We start from the raw sequence: 17,633 nt of genomic DNA, 5'->3' as shown, positions 1-17,633 counted from the left end.
GCCCCCGGCTCAGGCGTCGAGGGCGTCCGCCAGGTAAGACCCGAACTCGCCCTCCAGGACCAGCCGTCCCAGCTTGCGGTACTCCTGCGCGACCGCCCTCACCAGTTGCCGCATGGTGAGCGGGTTGCCGGACTCGGCCGCGAGGTAGGCCGCGGTCACCGCGCAGGCGCGGATGGAGCCGCCGGCGAGTTCGAAGCGGTCGGCGCAGAAGGCGAGGTCCAACTCCTCGGCGCGGGGCAACCGGTCGCCCAGGCAGCGCTCCCACAGGGCGAGGCGCTGGCCGGAGTCGGGCACCGGGAAGTCGGCGATCACATCCAGCCGTCGGGTGAACGCCTCGTCGAGGTTGGCCCGCAGGTTGGTGGTCAGCACCGCGATCCCGTCGAAGGACTCCATGCGCTGCAGCAGGTACGCCGACTCGATGTTGGCGTGCCGGTCGTGCGCGTCCTTCACCTCCGAGCGCTTGCCGAAGATCGCGTCGGCCTCGTCGAAGAGCAGCACGGCGTTGACCGCCGACGCCTCGGTGAAGATCCGCTCCAGGTTCTTCTCGGTCTCCCCCACGTACTTGTCCACCACTGTGGACAGGTCCACCACGTACAGGTCCATGCCCAGGTCGGCGGCGACGACCTCGGCAGACATGGTCTTGCCGGTGCCCGATTCCCCTGCGAAGAGCGCGATCACGCCGCGTCCCCGGCCGCCACCGGGCCGCATCCCCCACTGCCCGAGCACCTGCTCGCGGTGGCGGGCGCGCAGCGCGAGTTCGCGCAGCCGCCGGTGGGTGGCGGGCGGCAGCACCAGGTCGTCCCAGCCGACGCCCGGCTCCACCCGGCGGGCGAGCCGTTCGAGCCCCGCGCCGTTCTGGGCCCGTACGGCGATGCGCAGATCGTCGGGGCGGACCGGGCGACCCGCGAGGGCGGCCGTACGCACCGCGACGTCGGCTGCGCGGCGCAACTGCCCGGAGTCGAGGCGATGCGCCGCGACCGCTTCGGCGAGCGCCGCCACGTCACCGGTCACAAGGCCGTCACCCGAGATGGCGTCGGCCGCCCCTTCGAGGGCGTACCGCCAGCGCGCGGCCTGCCGTTCGGGCGAAGGCGCCGGCACGGTCAGGACTACGGGGGTGTCGGCCGCCCACTCCGGGGCCCAGCCGACGGCGCCGTGTGTGATCAGGGGGATGCCCCGCAGCGCCGCGCACAACGCCCCGAGCGTGCGAGCCCGTTCGGCGGGTTCCCCGGGGAGCGCCTCCAGGGGGCCGAGGACGACCCCGGCGCCGGTCAGGCGGGCTTCGAGGGCGGCTGTCCGGGCGAGTTCCGGTACGTCGGCCGAGCGCCGGGCGAGGGCCACCGCGTCCAGGACGAGCGGTGGCAGCCCGGCCGCGCGCAGGGCGGCGACGGCGAGACCCGCCGCATCGCCGCCCCGGCTGCGCAGATGGACGAGGCCGACGCCGGTGCCGGCCGCGGCCGCCGTGCGGTGGACGTCGGCCGCCTCGGCGGTGGGGTCCTCGCGGGCCTCGCCGAGTATCCCGGCGAGCCGGGCGTCGGGCCGGGCACTGCCCAACAGATGCCCGGTGACCCGGTCCGGCACCACCAACACCCGTGACAGCGGCGGCCGTTCTGGCTCGGTGACCTCCACCAGTCCCCCCGCGATCAGCGGCGCTCCGGGGGCGAGCCGGAACCGGGCGGACGCCGCCCCGGCGAGCCCGCACAGTTCCAGGGCGAGCCCGACCGTGGAGCGACGGCGGGTCAGGTCGTCGTTGAGGTAGCCGTAGAGCCTCTCGAACCGCGCGTCGAGGTCGGGTGCCACCGCGACCAGGAGCAGGTCCAGGTCCAGCGGGGACAGCCCGAACCTGCGGGCGAGGCCGTCGAGGACGGAACCGGCCGGTGGGTGCCAGGGCTCGCCGGCGGGTACGTCGAGGCCGCCGGGCTCGTCCAGGATGCGGGCCGCCGCCTCAGGGCTGAGGTACTGACCCCGGTACGGGTCGTCGGGGTCGGGGTCGCCGGCCCGGCGGGCCGCCACCGCGTGCCGCACGCGCTCCTCGACCACACGAAGTCGCGTCCACAGGTGGTCCACGTCGTCAGGGACGGCCTCGGCGCGGAGTCGGACAGCGCTTCGGGCAGCCGCGTCGGCTTCGGTACCGGAGGGGCCGGCCACCTCGGCTTCGCTTTCGGCTCGGGCGTCCGCGACATCTTCGGCGATGTCTGTCACGGCTGGCGCTCCCCCCTGCGGCGGCGTCGGGCGGGGGCCGGCGGCCGTTCGCGCGGGCCGGTGAAGCCCTCCGGGCCCGGATCGCCGACCTCCGTGTAGCGCAGCCGGCGCCCGGACGTCGCTTCCTCGCCCTCGCGCCCGGCCGCGGAACGGACGACCAGGCCCTCGGTGACCGGTGGTGCGGCGGCCGTGGTCACGCCGGCGAGCGGTGCCCGCACCTGCACCGCGAGGGAGGCCTTCATCTCCCCGCCGAGCGCCGACCACACGTCGGAGGCGGCCGGTGCGTCGAGCGCGCCCCCGGCGGTGTCCAGTCCCACGGTCAGGCCGAGTTCGGCGAGCGTGCCGGTGAGCAGCCGCGCGGGAAGAGTGTCGTTGGCCACCAGGCAGGTGAGCACCTGCGAGAGCAGCCGGTGTTCGTCCTGCGGGCGGGTGGCCCACGCCGTGACCAGGTACGTCAGCTCGAACCAGCGAGGCGGGCTGCGCCGCGCCACGAGGTACCCGTCCTCGTCGTACACCTCCCCGGCGCCGCTGCCGCGCCGGGTGGCGTCCTCGCGGATGTGGTACAGGAAAACGCACACCGTCGGGGCGCTGCGGCGCGCCGCCCAGTCCCGGGTGGGGGCGTCGAAGACCACGTCGACGCCCGATGCCTCAAGGCCCGACTCGCCGAGCAGGCGGCGCAGCCCCTCGTCGACCTCGTGGATCACCGGCGGGTCACCTCGTCGGGCGGCTGCACGCTGCCGCTGACCACCAGGAAGTCGGTGGTCACGGGGGAGAACCCGGGGCCCTTGGCGGTGATGACGCGCGGTCCCGTCTGGTCCTTGGCGAGGATGAGCAGCTGGCCGATGAACGTGCCGTCCGGCTTCGGAACGGTCGGCGCCGCGGCCGCGGTGATCCCCGGCTTCCAGGTGAACCGCACCGGCGCGCCCGGCGGGAAGTCCTTGCCGCGCACCGAGGTGACGAACCCGGGCTTGCCGATGTCCGGCACCGCGATGATGCGCGGCTGCAGGATGCGCAGCCGCTGCCGTGCGGTGTTGTCGCTCTTGTCGGCGTCCGTCCCGGTGGTGGTGAGGACGCCGGTGACACGGCCGGTCAGCGCCTTGTCGGGGCTGAGCACGACCCGTACGACGGTGCTCGCTCCCGGCTCCAGGTCCGGCAGCGCGCACACCCAGGAGCGGTCGCAGCCCTCCGGCGGCCCGCTGTTCGGTATGCCCTTGGGCAGGCCGATACGCAGCCGCAGCCCGGTCGCCAGCGCGTTGCGGCCGTTGCGCACGGTGTACGTCACCACCACGCGTCCTCCGACGTAGCCGGGGTTCGGCTGGGCCCTGACGCGCACCCCGGGCCCGGCCTCGGGCTCCGGCGGCTCGGGCGGCACGGTGGGCGGCGGGGTCGGGCGCGGCGTCGGGGTCGCCGTCGGACTCGGGGACGGGGACGGGGACGGCGGGGTGGCCTCGCGCACCGGCACCACGGTCCGGCCCGCGTTGTCGCTGGGCCGCGGATCCAGAACCGTTCCGGTGACCGACCAGTCGACCGGTGCGTCGCCGACGGTGATCCCGGTGAGGGTGACGTCCACCGGAACGGTCGTGCCGGGCGGCACCACGCCGACGGTGCACTGGAGGGAGGTGGCATCGCAGGTGCCGCCGGGCCAGGTCATCCGAGTGACCCGCACACCGGTGGGTGGGGCGACGGTCAGCCGGGTGCCGGGGGAGGCCGCGGGACCGTGGTTCACCACGTCGACACGGACCGTGGTGGAGTGGCCGACGGTGACCTCCGGGGCGGTGCCGGGCGCCCGGACGGCGAGGTCGACGGACTGCTGGACGGTGGGTTCCTTCTGCCGGCCCGGGAGCTCGGTCGTGAGCTTCGTGAGCCTGCCGGACGCGATGTCCAGGAGCTTCAGTTTCTCCGGCGAGTTGACCTCACGCAGGGGGCGGGCGCTGATCACCAGCCCCTTGCCGTCGGCCGTCCAGGCGGCGTCCCTCGGCTGGAACGGGCCGGTGTTCTCCGGCAGCTCCTGGCCGCAGGCGCCGGGCAGGTCGCGGGCTGCCGTGGGCAGCAGCACCCGGCAGTCGTCGCCCGACAGCGACGTCAGGAGGATGCCGTTCCGCTCGTCGATCCGGCCGGCGCCGTTCTTGCGGTTGAAGGCGATGCTCAGCCCGTCCGGGGAGAACGCCGGGCTGTCGTCGATGACTTCGCAGTCGCCCGGGCAGATCGTGGCGCTCAGGTCGCGCTGCTGGGACAGGTTGTTCACGGGCACGGTCCAGATGTGCTTGTCGCCGCCGCCCCCGTTGATCTCCATGTTGCGGGTGAACGCCAGGGTGGTGCCGTCGGAGGACCAGGTGGGCTGGGCGTCCTGGCCCTGGAGCTGCCCGGCCGGCGGGGTGACCTCGCCGGTGATCGCGCCGGTGGCGACCTCCGCGATCAGGATGCGGCTGGGTCCGGCGGCCTCGCCGACACCGCCCGGCGAAGTCCGGGTGAAGGCGAGGTACTTGCCGTCCGGGGAGAACGTCGGGTCGGTGTCCCAGTCCGTCGGGCCGCGCCCCGCGAGCGGCAGGGGCGCCGCGTGGGAGCCGTCGGCGTCCGCCACCCAGATCCGCTCGATCCGCCGGCCGTCGGCGTTGTTCTCGAAGCGGGTGACGACGATCCGGCGGCCGTCGGGCGTGTAGTTCTGCCGCTCGGTCCACGGGTCGTACCCGGCCGCGGGCTGGAACAGCGGGTCCTTGGCGGGATCGGTGTTCGTGTCGGCCGCCGGGTCCTCGTCGAGGATCGTCAGCCCCAGGTCACGGGGGTCGGCCCCGTCCATCCGGATGTCCTGCAGCGTCACCACGTGCGGGTTGGCCGCCGTGGTGCGCTCCACGACCACACCTCCGCCGTCGAGCGGCCCGAGCCAGGTGGGCGAGTGGACCTCCCGGTTCTCGTTGAGCACCAGCGAGGGGACCTGGTCGGAGTGGGCGGTCGCCCGGAACACGTGGTCCCAGTCGCCCTCGCACTCACAGGTGATCTCCGGGCTCAGGAACAGCACACCGTCCCCGTCGGGCAGCCACGCTGCCCCGTGGGCACGCCACTGTGCCCGCGCGCCTCCGAGGAGCGGCTCGTCACCGGTGCCTTCCGCGTTCGTCACCCGCAGCCGGGACACGGACTTCCCGTCGACAGTGGTCGTCGCGGTGTACGCGATCCAGTTCCGGTTCTCGTCGTCGTTCACCGGGTTCCACGCCGGTTCGCCGGCCGCGCCGTTCGCCGGGTCGGTGACCCGGGTGGCGGTGCCGCCGTTCAGGGGCCGGACGTAGATCTGCCGGCCAGTCACCAGGTCGCTGTCGCTGGAGTACGCGAGACGCTGCCCGTCGGGGGACACGGTCGGGCACTCCTCGTCGGCGGGCGTGTCCGTCAGCCGGGTCAGGCCGGTGCCGTCGGTGCGCACCAGCCACAGGTCGCGCTGCGTCCCGCCGTCCGGGCCGCCGGGTGCGGCCGCGTCGAACACCACGGCCCGGCTGTCCGGCGTCAACCGGGGGTGTGCCGCGTCCATGCCCCTGGTGAGCCGGCGCACCGAACCGTCGGCGGACCGCAGGTAGATCTGCGGCTTCTTCTCGTCGCGGCGGCTTGCGAAGACCATCCGGTCGCCGAGCGCGGACGGCTGGACGTCGTTGTGGGCCGGGCCCGCGCCGAACAGCGGTGTGCTGGAGGTGGTGGTGGCGACCCGGCCGAGACTGCGGTGCCGGGTACCGGCGTACGCGACCCGGGTGGCCGCGGCGTCGGCCGGCCTCGCCTGGGGTTCGGCGCTGCCCGGCCCGGCGGCCGCGGCCACCCCGAGCAGGGGGACGAGCAGCAGCAACGACGAGCCGAGTCTCCCCAGGCGGTACCGCCCGCCGGAGCCAGCGGTTTCCATCACGGTCCCCTTCGCAGTGTGGTGCGGCATCCGGATGTGCCCCCGCCACCCTGCACCGGCCGCGTGCGGCGCGGCAGGGCGGCGGGGCCGTACCCGGGGGAAGCGTGGGGTGCGCTTTCGGGCAGTGCCCGGTTCCCGGCCGTCGCCCGGCCGGCTGTCCGACCGGCCCTCGGCCCGACCCGACGGCGCCTGCGTCAGATCAGCCCGTTGCGCAGTGCATAGCCGACCGCGTGGGCCCGGTTGCGCAGCTGCAGCCGGGTGATGATCTCGTGCAGGACGTTCTTGACGGTTCGTTCGGAGTACGCGGTCTTGCGGGCTATCTCCGCGGTGTCCAGGCCCTCCGACACCAGGCGCAGCATGTCCGCCTCGCGCGTCGTCAGGGTGGACAGGGACAGGCTCCCCTGGTCGAGCGCCGAGCGCTGCAGTCTGCCGACGTGGGAGAGCAGCTTGCCGAGCAGGTCGCCGGGCAGCACTCCCTCGCCGTTGGCCAGCGCCAGGACCAGGCGCAGGAGCTGGTCCTGATCGGCCTCGGCGCGGCGCAGCACCGCCGCCACGCCGCACTCGATGACGCGTTGCAGCGCGCCGGCCGCGAGGGTGCCGACCACGAGGCCCGTGTGCGTGGCGTTGTTGTGCCGCAGCCGGTTGAGCAGGGCGGCGACGTCGTCGTCGACGCTGTCCACGACCACCAGTGACACCTGGGCCCGGTCCGCGTCGGCCTCGTCCACCAGGTCGATCTCGGGGCGCTGGCGCAGCTGCTGGACGACGCCGATGCGCAGGACGGGATCGGCGGCGTAGACGGCCACGGTCACCCGGTTCGGGCGAGCTGGGCGGGAGGTCCGGTGAGTCGAGTCGATCCGAGCGGCAGTATGGGACATGGCGTCGGACATAACAGGGCCGTTCTCCTCAACACGGGACATGGGATACCTGTTTCATGAGTTCGTGGGGGGTAAGAAGTGCAGTTCGAGGCGACCACGGGAGGGCGGCGCACGAGAGGCGGCGCGCCACATCAACGACCCGCTGTCACAAAGACGTTCGATTTGACTTCCCGGGCACCGTGACTGCCCGGGTGTTGCCCTCGCGCTCCTCGCCGCGCTCCGGAGCGCTCTCCTACCGTGCTGGCGTGACGCCTTCCGCAGCCTCTTCCGGACCCGGTGCGCCCGGCCTCGACATCCCGGCCGTGACGGTGACGCCTGGTGACATCGCCACCACCACCCTGACCGTGCGCAACGACAGCGACATCGTCGAGGCGTACAACCTGGAGGTCGTCGGGGACTGCGCCCCCTGGACCACGGTGGAACCCGCGCGTGTCTCGCTGTACCCCGGCACCTCCGAGACGGTGACGCTCCGTCTGGCGCCGCCGCGCTCCCCGGAGATCCGGGCCGGCGACAAGCCGCTCGGCGTGCGGGTGCTGCCGACCGAGCACCCCGAGTCGGTGCGGGTCCTCGAAACCACCGTGCATGTCGAGGAGTTCCACGAGCTGCGGACCGAGCTGGCTCCGCGCCGCCGGCGCGGCTGGCTGCGCGGCCGCTACCGGCTGGCCGTGCGCAACCAGGGCAACACCCCGGTGCGGGTGCGTTTCACTCCCGGCCAGGCCGGCGAGGAGCTGGGGTTCGCCTTCACCCCGGCGGAGCCGAAGCTGGAGCCCGGCGAGTCGACGGAGGTCGTGCTGCGGGTCCGCACGGGCAAGCCCGTGTGGTTCGGCAGCCCCGTGGTGTGGCCGTTCACCGTGGACACCGCCGAAACCGGGAACCAGGAGGAGGCGGCGGAGACCGGACGGGACGAGCACGCCGTACGGGCGCTGCTGGACGCGGAGTTCGTCCAGATACCCATCTTCCCGAAGTGGCTGCTCGCGCTGCTCGCCGCGCTGCTCGCGCTGTTGCTCGCCTGGTTCGCGCTGGTCCGTCCGGCGGTGCGCAGCGCCGCCAAGCAAGCGGCCCACGAAGCGGTCCAGCCCCGTCCCACGCCCGCCGGGGACCAGGGTGCCGGGGACTCTGCGGGCACCGGTGGGAGCAACAAGCCCGGCGGCAAGGCGTCGGGGGCACCGTCCGGAACCGGCGGTGACGGCACCTCGGGTGACGGCGGCTCGGGCGGCGACGGCACCTCCGGCGGCGACGGCCGGCAGAGCTCGGCGACCATCGACCTGAAGACGTCCGGCGGGCAGACCAGGACCGGTACCTACAAGGTGCCCAAGGACAGCGTCTTCGGGGTCACGGACATCGTCGTCGCCAACTTCCAGGGCGACGAAGGGGTGCTGACGATCACGTTCGGTGAACGCAAGATCACCACGATCGCGCTGGAGACCTTCCGGAACCAGGACTACCACTGGGTGACCCCCATCAAGATCCCCGCGAACGACACCGTGACCATCAACGTGACGTGCGCGAAGCCGGGCACACCGGCCACCGGCCGTCAGGCACAGGGGTGCCACGAGGTCCTGAACGTCAGCGGAGTGCTCAGCCGCACCGGCGAATGAACCGGGCCTTCCGATTCCGGGCCATTGTCGATCGTTACCGACGGTTTATGTAAAGGCTTAGATTTTGTTCCGGCCGGAAATCGGCAATCCAGGACCAAAAACCACACCCGCACCGAACGGAACAGGTCACTGCCGCACGCCGGGGCGCTCGCTACCCGGCACGCAGCATCAGCCCGATTCCCACGACCAGCAGACCGGCCGCCGCGATCCGCGGTGCGCCGAAGCGTTCCTTGAAGAACAGTGCGCTGATGGCCGCGCCCACGATGATCGAGGACTCGCGCAGGGCGGCGACGGGCGCGAGGTCGGCGCGGGTCTGGGCCCACAGGACGAGGGCGTAGGCGGCGACGGACAGGGCGGCGCCGAGGAGGCCGAGGGAGGCGTACGGCTGGAGCAGCCGGAGGGTGTCACCCCGCGTGCGCGCGTACATGTACGCCGGGATGACGACTCCCTGGACGGTCAGCAGCCAGGCGATGTAGCCGAGCGGCGAGTGGGAGGCGCGCACGCCCAGGCCGTCGATCACCGTGTACCCGGCGATCGTCAGACCGGTCGCCAGGGCGGCACCGATCGCGGCCCAGTCGGGCCGCCGCCCGCGCAGCCCCCACAGGCTGACCAGGGTGAGCCCGAGGCACGACACGACGATCCCGGCGGCCGCCCACGCTCCGGGCACCTCGTGCGCGAACACCGCCGCCAGCACGGTCACCACCAGCGGCGCGCTCCCGCGGGCGATCGGGTACGCCTGCCCGAAGTCGCCCAGCCGGAACGAGGTCATCAGCAGCACCATGTAGACGATGTGCACACCCGCGGAGGCGAACAGGTACGGCCAGGCCGGCCCCGCCGGAAACGCCACGAACGGCCCCACCGCGAGCCCGAAGAGCACGCCACCGCCGCAGATCAGCGTGAACCCGACCAGCTTGTCGGTGATCCGGTGCGCGATGGCGTTCCAGCTGGCGTGGGTGACGGCCGCGAGCAGGACGGCGGCCGTGACCAGTGGGGTCACGCGGTCTGCTCGCGCACGTCCACGAGGGTGGCGCCCGCGTGGGCGACCAGCTCCTTGGGTTCGATCGGGAAGACGGTGTGCGGTGTGCCGGCCGCCGCCCACACCACGTCGTGCGCGAGCAGCGAGCGGTCGGCGAGGACACGGGTGCGGGTGCGGTGCCCGAAGGGCGGGACGCCGCCGATGGCGTACCCGGTGGTCTCGCGGACCACGACCGCGTCGGCCCGGCCGACCTGGCCGGCCCCGAGTTCCTCGCGCACCCGCTCCACGTCCACGCGGGACGCCCCGTCCATCAGCACCAGCACCGGGACCCCGTCGGCGGCGAAGATCAGCGACTTGCAGATCTGGCTCAGCTCGCAGCCGATCGCGGCGGCGGCCTCGGCGGCCGTACGGGTGGCCTCCGGGAACCGTCGGGTGCGGGCGAGCACGTCGTCCAGGCCGAGGGCGCGCAGGGCTTCGGCGAAGCGTGGGTGGGCTCCGGACTCTTCGGCGTCAGTGGCGGCTGTCGTCATGCGGGGCACGCTAGTGGTGGCTGTACGGTGCACGCGACCGGGTTTCCCCACCTCGTGCCGTCAGCCCACCCGCAGCCAGGTCCACACCGCGAGGCCGGTCGGTACCGGGCAGGCCAGGGCGCCCAGCAGGAGCAGCCGGGTGAGCGGCGCGAGACGGCGGACGCCGGGGGCGAAGGCCAGCGCGAGCAGGGCGCCCGCGGCGCCGGCGACGGTCAGGGCGTACGGCAGTACAAAACCGCGGGCCTCCGCCCAGGACATGCCGTCCGCCAGACCCCACAGGGTCACCATGCCCACCAGGAACGTCAGCCACCCGAGCGAGGTGAGCGTGAGGATCCAGAGCACGGCGGCCAGCAGGCCCACCGTGGTCTCGCGGCGGCTGTTCCGCGGCGTCGGCCGCGCGGGGCCGTACAAGGTCGCATACGTCTCAGGGTTCACGGGATGATCCTGCGCGGAGGGCCGCCGGTGCGGCATGGGCGCGGCTACTCAACAAGGGCCCGGGTACTCAGGCGCGGCGGGCCCCGGGTACTCAGGCGCAGAAGAAGCCGGTGAGGGCGCCCCGTCCCCACGGAACCCTCACCGGCGGTCTTTCACGAGTCGTACGAGTCGTACGAGTCGTACGAGTCGTACGTCAGGCTCGGACCAGCTCCCGCTCCTCGTCGGGGTTGGCGTTCCTGCGGCGGTCCGACTCGGCGCGCAGGCCCTCGCCCTCGACGTCGACGTTGGGCAGCGCGCGGTCCAGCCACTTCGGCAGCCACCAGGCCTTCTTGCCGAGCAGCGCGAGTACCGCCGGGACGATGGCCATGCGGACGATGAACGCGTCGAAGAAGACGGCGACGGCGAGGCCGAAGCCGATCATCTTGACCATCGACTCGCTGGAGCCGATGAAGCCGGAGAAGACGGCGATCATGATGACCGCGGCGGCGGTGACGACGCGGGCGCCGTGCCTGAAGCCGGTCACGACGGCCTGGCTCGGCTTCTCCCCGTGGACGTACGCCTCGCGCATCCGGGTCACGAGGAACACCTCGTAGTCCATGGCGAGACCGAAGACCACGCCGACCATGAAGATCGGCATCATCGACATGACCGGGCCGGTCTCCTCGACGTTCATCAGGCCGGACAGCCAGCCCCACTGGAAGACCGCGACCACGGCGCCGAGGGCCGCGAGCACGCTGAGCAGGAAGCCGAGGGCCGCCTTCAGCGGGACGAGGATCGAGCGGAAGACCACGATCAGCAGGAGGAAGGCCAGGCCGACGACCAGGGCGAGGTAGGGCAGCAGGGCGTCGTTCAGCTTCTGCGAGACGTCGATGTTCATCGCCGTCGAGCCGGTGACCAGCACCTTCGCATCGGTCGCTGAGGTGATGTCCGCGCCCTTGCCGCGGATGGCGTGGACCAGGTCCTCGGTGGTCTTCGAGGACGGCTTGGAGTGGGGTATGACGGTGATCGTCGCGGTGTCGCCGGCCTTGTTGGGCACCGCCGGGGTGACCGTGACGACGTCCTCGAGGCCCTTGATCTCCTTGCCGACCTTGGTGAAGGCCTTCTTCGGGTGGGCGCTGTCCTTGGCGTCGACCACGACCATCAGCGGGCCGTTGAAGCCCGGTCCGAAGCCCTCGGACAGCAGGTCGTAGGCGCGGCGCTGGGTGGTGGAGACCGGCTGGGAGCCGTCGTCGGGCAGGCCCAGCTGGAGGGAGGCGGCCGGGACCGCCGCCGCGCCGAGGCCGATGATGCCGAGGAGGAGGACGGCGAAGGGGCGCCGGACGACGAAGCTCGCCCAGCGGGTGCCCATGTTGGGGCGGCCCGGCTGCTTCGGCTTGCGGCCGCCGCCGAGCAGCTTGCTCTTCTCGCCGGCGGGCTTGACCTTGCGGCCCGCGTAGCCGAGCAGCGCCGGGATCAGGGTGAGCGCGATGAGGACCGCGATGGCGACGGTGCCCGCGGCGGCGACGCCCATCTTGGTCAGCATCGGGATGTTGACCACGGACAGGCCGACCAGGGCGATGACGACGGTCAGGCCCGCGAAGACCACCGCCGAGCCCGCCGTGCCGACGGCCCGGCCGGCCGCCTCCTCGCGCTCGCGGCCCTCGGCCAGTTCGGCGCGGTAGCGGGAGACGATGAACAGGGCGTAGTCGATGCCGACGGCGAGGCCGATCATCGACGCCAGGGTGGAGGTGGTCGTCCCCAGGTCCAGGGCGCTGGCGAGCGCGGTGATCGTGGAGACACCGATGCCGACACCGATGATCGCCGTCAGCAGCGGGAATCCGGCCGCGAGCAGTGAGCCGAAGGTGATGACGAGGACGACGGCCGCGATCGCGATGCCGATGACCTCGCTGTTGCCGGTCTCGGGCGTCGTCTGCAGCGCGTCACCGCCGACCTCGACGGTCAGTCCGGCATCCCGCGCGTCCTGCGCGGCCTCCTTCAGCGCGTCCCGGGTGGAGTCCTTCAACTCCATGCCGGAGACCTTGTACTTCACGGAGGCGTAGGCGATCGTGCCGTCCTTGCTGACGGCGTGCCCGGTGTAGGGGTCGGCGACGGAGGCGACCTCGGAGCCGCTCTTCAGCTCCTTGACCGTCTTCTTGACGGCCGCCTTGTTGGCGTGGTTCGTCATCTTCTCGCCGCTCGGCGCCTTGAAGACGACCCGCGCGGTCGCGCCGTCGGCGCTCATCCCGGGGAAGCGCTGTTCCAGCAGGTCGAAGGCCTTCTGCGCCTCGGTGCCGGGGATCGAGAAGGACGTGTTGCCGGCGGCCGGCGCGGAGGCGGCGCCCACCCCGGCGAGGGTGAGCAGCGCGACCCAGATGAGGGCGACGAAATGCCGTCGCCTGAAGGCGAGCCGGCCGAGTTTGTAGAGGAACGTGGCCACGAGGGCGTACTCCCGGTCAGGTCGTGGGTTGGGCAGGGGCGATCAGCCCGACGACGTGAGCGGTGACGTCAGGTGGTGGGCTTGCCGGGGAGAGTGATCAGGGGGTGATCAGAGGGTGGTGCTCAGGAGGTGGTGACGCCGAGGGCGGGGAGGACGACGGCGTCGATGTACGACCGCAGGAACGCCTGGGTCGGCGGCTGGTCGTCGATGAGCCCGCGCGTGGCGAACGCGCCGATCATCATGTGCACCACGAACTGCTGCGCCGGATTGTCCGGTTCGACCTCACCGCGGTCGATGGCGCGCTGCAGTACCCGGCGGAACTCCGCCATCTCGGGTTCGACCAGCTGCTCCCGGAACGCCTTGAGGAGGTCCGGGTTGGTGTGCGTGGCCATGGCCAGGCCGCGCATCAGGGCGTTGTTCTGCTCCATGACGCAGTCGTCCTCGCGGGTGACGAGGGCGTGGAAGTCGCCCCGCAGCGACCCGGTGTCGACGTCGGCGATCCTGCCCGGCTTGCTGTGCCGGATCGCCTTCGCGACCAGCTCGGCCTTGCCGCCCCACTGGCGGTAGAGCGTGGCCTTGCTGGACCGGGTGCGGGCTGCCACGGCGTCCATGGTGAGGGCGTCGTAGCCGACTTCCCGGAGCAGGTCGAGCACGGCCTCGTACAACTCGGCCTCGCGCTCGGGAGTGATCCGACTGCGGCGCGCGGTGGCGACCTCAGGCATCCGTCTCACCCTTCCCCGTTCCGAACGACACGGTTTCGTACGTGACGAATGTACCGCACCCCCGATACGAAACGAAACCGTTTCGTACGTGTTCTGGGTCACGGGTGTCTGCTCCGCATAAGTTGCTGGGCCCCCAACACCGGAAAAGCATGGGGAGGTGAGCTATCTGCGCCTTCCCCACCTCAGCGGCGACCTGCTGTGCTTCGTGGCCGAGGACGACCTCTGGCTGGCCCCCCTCGACACCCCGGGCCGTCCCTGGCGGCTCACCGTGGACCGCACCAAGGCCGGTCACCCCCGCTTCTCGCCGGACGGCCGCCACATCGCCTACACGAACTGGCACAGCCTGGAGCCCGAGATCCATCTCGTCGGCGTCGAGGGCGGACCCTCGCGGCAGCTGACGTACTGGGGCACCGCCGACACCCAGGTCTGCGGCTGGACGCCCCCCGAGGCCGACGGCCACAGCGACATCCTGGCCGTCGCCTCGCACGGGCAGCCGTTCTCCTACTTCGCCTGGGCCTACAAGGTCCCCACCAACGGCGACCCGGGCGGCCGCCTGCCCTGGGGCCCGGTCGCCGACATCCAGGTCGCCGACGTCTACGGCGAGCACAAGACCCTGCTGCTCACCGGCACCGCCCCGCACGAACCGGCCTCCTGGAAGCGGTACCGGGGCGGCGCCACGGGCAGGCTGTGGCTGCACGGGCAGCGGCTGCTGCCCGACCTCGGCGGCCATCTGTCCTCCCCCATGTTCGTCGCCGGCCGGATCGCCTTCCTCTCCGACCACGAGGGCATCGGCAACCTGTACTCCTGCGCCCACGACGGCACCGACCTGCGCCGCCACACCGACCACGACGCCTTCTACGCCCGCCACGCCTCCACCGACGGCGAGCGGGTGGTCTACCAGTGCGCGGGCGACCTGTGGATGGTGGACGACTTCTCCCCCAACGGCGTACCGCACAAGCTGGACATCAGGCTCGGCGGGCCCAGCCCCGGACGGCGGCCCTACCAGGTGCCCGCCTCGCAGAACCTGGACGGCATCTCCGTGGACGAGACCGGCCGCGCCAGCGCCGTCGTCGTCCGCGGCAGCCTGTACTGGCTCACGCACCGCGACGGCCCCGCCCGCACGATCGCGGACACCCCCGGCGAACGGATCCGGCTCCCGGAGATGCTGGGCTCGACCGGACAGGTCGCCTACGTGACGGACGCCGGGGGCGAGGAGGCCGTCGAGATCGCCCAGCTCCCGCGCGCCAGCGGCGACACCCCGCCGCGCCGGCTGGCCCAGGGCGAACTGGGGCACGTGCTGGAGACGGCCTGCGACCCCCAGGGCGAACGGCTGGCCGTCGCCTCGCACGACGGACGGCTGCTGCTCATCGACGTGAACGAGGGCGAGGAGGGGGCCGAGCCCACCGAAGGCTCCGGCGAGACCCCCGGCCAGGTCACCGAGCTGATCCGGTCCCTCAACGGCCCCGTCCGCGACCTCGCCTTCTCCCCGGACGGCGCCTGGCTCACCTGGTCCCACCCGGGCATCGGCCGCTCTCTGCGGAAGATCAAGCTGGCCCGCATCAAGGACCGGCTCATCGTGGACGTGACCAACGGCCGCTTCGAGGACGAGAACCCCGTCTTCACCCGCGACGGCCGCTACCTCGCCTTCCTGTCCTGGCGCGGCTTCGACCCGGTGTACGACGTCCACACCGGCGACCTGTCCTTCCCGCTGGGCTGCCGCCCCTACCTCGTCCCGCTCTCCTCGGCGACCCCCTCCCCGTTCGCCCTCAACCCCGAGGGCCGGCCGGCCGCGGGCGGGCTCGACCCCGTCGAGGACGAGGAGACCGGCGAGGCCGGCACGGTGACCGTGGAGGTGGAGGGCCTGGAGAACAGGGTCACGCCGTTCCCGGTCATCGCCTCCAAGTACTCGGCGCTGCGCCCGGTCGCCGGCGGCGGCCTGGTCTGGCTGCGCTGGCCGATCTCCGGCGCGCTCGGCGAGACCTTCGTCAACCCGGCCGACGTCAGCGGCCGGCCCACGCTGGAGTACTTCAACATCACCAAGGCGAAGAAGTCCGAACTCGTAAGCCACCTCGACTGGTTCGCGGTGAGCGGGGACGGCACCCGGCTGGTCGTGGTCGACGAGGGCGAGCTGCGGGCCGTGCCGTCGACCGAGCAGGGCGACAGCGACACGACCGTCTGGATCGACCTGCGCCGCATCCTGCACGAGGCCGACCCGCCCGCCGAGTGGCGCCAGTCCTTCGCGGAGGCCGGCCGCCTCATCCGCGACTACTTCTGGGACCCGGGCATGTGCGGCATCGACTGGAACGCGGTGCTCGACCAGTACCGCCCGCTGGTCGAACGGGTCTCCACACCCGACGAGTTCGCCGACCTGCTGCGCGAGGTCCTCGGCGAACTCGGCACCTCCCACGCCTACGTCACCGCCGCCCGCCGCAACGAGGGCCCGCCCCACTACCAGCGCTGGCAGGGACACCTCGGCGCCAACCTCGTACGCCGCGACGGACAGTGGGTGGTCAAGCGCATCCTCCCCGGTGACTCCTCCGACTCCAAGGCCCGCTCCCCGCTGGCCGGTACGGGCATCCGCGAGGGCGCCGTGCTGACCCACGTGGACGGCAGGCCCGTCGACCCGGTGACCGGCCCCTACCCTCTCCTGGCGGGCTCGGGCGGCACGACCGTCGAGCTGACGTTCACTCCGCCGGAGGGGGAGGCCGGCGGACCGCGGCGCGTCGCGGTGGTCCCGCTCATCGACGAACGCCCGCTGCGCTACCAGGACTGGGTGACCAAACGCCGCGCGGTGACCCGGGAGTTGAGCGGCGGCAAGTGCGGCTACCTGCACATCCCCGACCTGGGCGGCTCGGGCTGGGCCCAGTTCAACCGCGACGTGCGCATGGAGGTGTCCCGGCCCGCGCTCATCGTGGACGTGCGCGGCAACGCGGGCGGACACATCAGCGAGCTGGTCATCGAGAAGCTGACCCGCACCATCCTCGGCTGGGACCTCACCCGCGACGCCCAGCCGGTGTCGTACGCCTCCAACGCCCCCCGTGGCCCGATCGTCGCCCTCGCCGACGAGGCGACCTCCTCCGACGGCGACATGATCACCGCCGCCATCAGACTCCTCAAACTCGGCCCGGTGGTGGGCCAGCGCACCTGGGGCGGCGTCGTCGGCATCACCGGCCGCCACCGCCTCGGCGACGGCACGGTCATCACGGTGCCGATGAACGCGGCCTGGTTCGACGCCTACGGCTGGTCCATCGAGAACCACGGCGTCGACCCCGACGTGGACATCCTCCGCACCCCCCTCGACTGGGCGGAAGGCCGCCACGTGGAAATGGACCACGCCGTCCAACTCGCCCTGGACCTCCTCGACTCCAACCCCGCCGCCGTCCCCCCCGACTACACCGACACCCCCAACCGCTCCCGTCCCACCCTCCCGCCAAGGACAACTTGAAAGCCAGGGACCAAGGACAACTTGAAAGCCAAGGGCGCCAGGAACTTACCCAGGGGCGCGGGGAACTGCGCGACAAGCCACGACGAACCCGCACCCGACAACGGCGGCCGCGCACCCTCAGGGGCGCGGGGAACTGCGCGACAAGCCCCCACCCACCCGCACCCGACAACGCAACCAAGACCACACAACAAAAGCGTGGGGCACCCCAATTTCAAGGGGCACCCCACGCCTCACGGCCAAAGCCGAGCGCAGCGGCTACGCGTCGTAGTCCCGGTCGAACCGGTCCTCCATCTGCTGCTCCGTGTCCTCGATGTCACGGAAGTTCTGGTGCTGACGCCCGCTCTGCGGACCCCGCTGCGGCTGACCGCCCTGCGGCCGGCCCCGCTGCGGCTGGCCGTGCTGCTGGCCGTGCTGACCGGCCTTCTCACGAGCCTGCTCGGTCTTCTGCTTCGCCTGGTCCTGCCACTGGCCGGACTTGTCCTTCATACCCATGTGGGTTCACTCCCGATCTGGGTGAGTGGGGGGATTGGCCCCTCCGTGGGGCCTCGACCAGACTCACA

General features: G+C 72.4%; 12 protein-coding genes. 2 read left to right on the top strand and 10 right to left on the bottom strand.

The window, feature by feature from the left end:
• Positions 1-9 precede the first annotated feature (9 nt).
• The 4 genes from ABZ865_RS20395 to ABZ865_RS20380 form a co-directional block, all read right to left on the bottom strand.
• Positions 10-2,064, bottom strand: a complete 2,055-nt coding sequence (locus tag ABZ865_RS20395) for an ATP-binding protein (protein ID WP_361232285.1) — start codon at positions 2,062-2,064, stop codon at positions 10-12.
• 131 nt (positions 2,065-2,195) lie between these two features.
• Positions 2,196-2,903, bottom strand: coding sequence for a DUF4255 domain-containing protein (locus ABZ865_RS20390; protein ID WP_361231881.1), 708 nt, complete (start codon positions 2,901-2,903; stop codon positions 2,196-2,198).
• A complete protein-coding gene (locus tag ABZ865_RS20385) occupies positions 2,900-6,076 on the bottom strand; it encodes a hypothetical protein (RefSeq protein ID WP_361231879.1) in 3,177 nt (1,058 codons plus the stop codon). The genes ABZ865_RS20390 and ABZ865_RS20385 overlap by 4 nt, the downstream gene beginning before the upstream one ends.
• 194 nt (positions 6,077-6,270) lie before the next feature.
• On the bottom strand, positions 6,271-6,951 hold the full coding sequence (locus tag ABZ865_RS20380; RefSeq protein ID WP_361231877.1) for a LuxR C-terminal-related transcriptional regulator: 681 nt from the start codon (positions 6,949-6,951) through the stop codon (positions 6,271-6,273).
• A 245-nt stretch (positions 6,952-7,196) separates the two neighbouring features.
• Here ABZ865_RS20380 and ABZ865_RS20375 point away from each other — a divergent pair, with 245 nt between their 5' ends.
• Positions 7,197-8,549 (top strand): hydrolytic protein, encoded by a 1,353-nt coding sequence (locus ABZ865_RS20375; RefSeq protein ID WP_361231875.1) that lies wholly within the window; start codon positions 7,197-7,199, stop codon positions 8,547-8,549.
• 151 nt (positions 8,550-8,700) lie between these two features.
• Here the strand turns inward: ABZ865_RS20375 and ABZ865_RS20370 are convergent, their stop codons facing one another.
• The 5 genes from ABZ865_RS20370 to ABZ865_RS20350 all read right to left on the bottom strand — a co-directional run bounded on the left by ABZ865_RS20370 (position 8,701) and on the right by ABZ865_RS20350 (position 13,628).
• Complete coding sequence (locus ABZ865_RS20370; protein ID WP_361231873.1) at positions 8,701-9,546, bottom strand: DMT family transporter; 846 nt, start codon at positions 9,544-9,546, stop codon at positions 8,701-8,703.
• A complete protein-coding gene (locus ABZ865_RS20365; protein WP_361231871.1) occupies positions 9,543-10,055 on the bottom strand; it encodes a YbaK/EbsC family protein in 513 nt (170 codons plus the stop codon). Before ABZ865_RS20365 ends, ABZ865_RS20370 begins: the two co-directional genes overlap by 4 nt.
• Before the next feature lie 60 nt (positions 10,056-10,115).
• Complete coding sequence (locus ABZ865_RS20360; protein ID WP_361231869.1) at positions 10,116-10,490, bottom strand: hypothetical protein; 375 nt, start codon at positions 10,488-10,490, stop codon at positions 10,116-10,118.
• Positions 10,491-10,683: 193 nt separating this feature from the next.
• The gene (locus tag ABZ865_RS20355; RefSeq protein ID WP_361231867.1) at positions 10,684-12,906 is read right to left on the bottom strand and encodes an MMPL family transporter; all 2,223 of its coding nucleotides are present in this window, start codon (positions 12,904-12,906) and stop codon (positions 10,684-10,686) included.
• 122 nt (positions 12,907-13,028) lie between these two features.
• Complete coding sequence (locus tag ABZ865_RS20350) at positions 13,029-13,628, bottom strand: TetR/AcrR family transcriptional regulator (protein WP_361231865.1); 600 nt, start codon at positions 13,626-13,628, stop codon at positions 13,029-13,031.
• 157 nt (positions 13,629-13,785) lie between these two features.
• Between ABZ865_RS20350 and ABZ865_RS20345 the strand changes: the two genes are divergently transcribed.
• Positions 13,786-17,073 carry a S41 family peptidase gene (locus tag ABZ865_RS20345; protein ID WP_361231863.1) on the top strand — a complete coding sequence of 1,096 codons (3,288 nt, stop codon included), beginning with the start codon at positions 13,786-13,788 and terminating at the stop codon, positions 17,071-17,073.
• 255 nt (positions 17,074-17,328) lie between these two features.
• On the opposite strand, the gene ABZ865_RS20340 is transcribed toward ABZ865_RS20345, so the two are convergent.
• Positions 17,329-17,565, bottom strand: coding sequence for a hypothetical protein (locus tag ABZ865_RS20340; protein ID WP_361231861.1), 237 nt, complete (start codon positions 17,563-17,565; stop codon positions 17,329-17,331).
• Positions 17,566-17,633 lie beyond the last annotated feature (68 nt).

This window comes from Streptomyces sp. NPDC047085, assembly GCF_040643735.1.
Lineage (GTDB): Bacteria > Actinomycetota > Actinomycetes > Streptomycetales > Streptomycetaceae > Streptomyces.
This window is presented reverse-complemented; position numbering and strand designations above follow the sequence as displayed.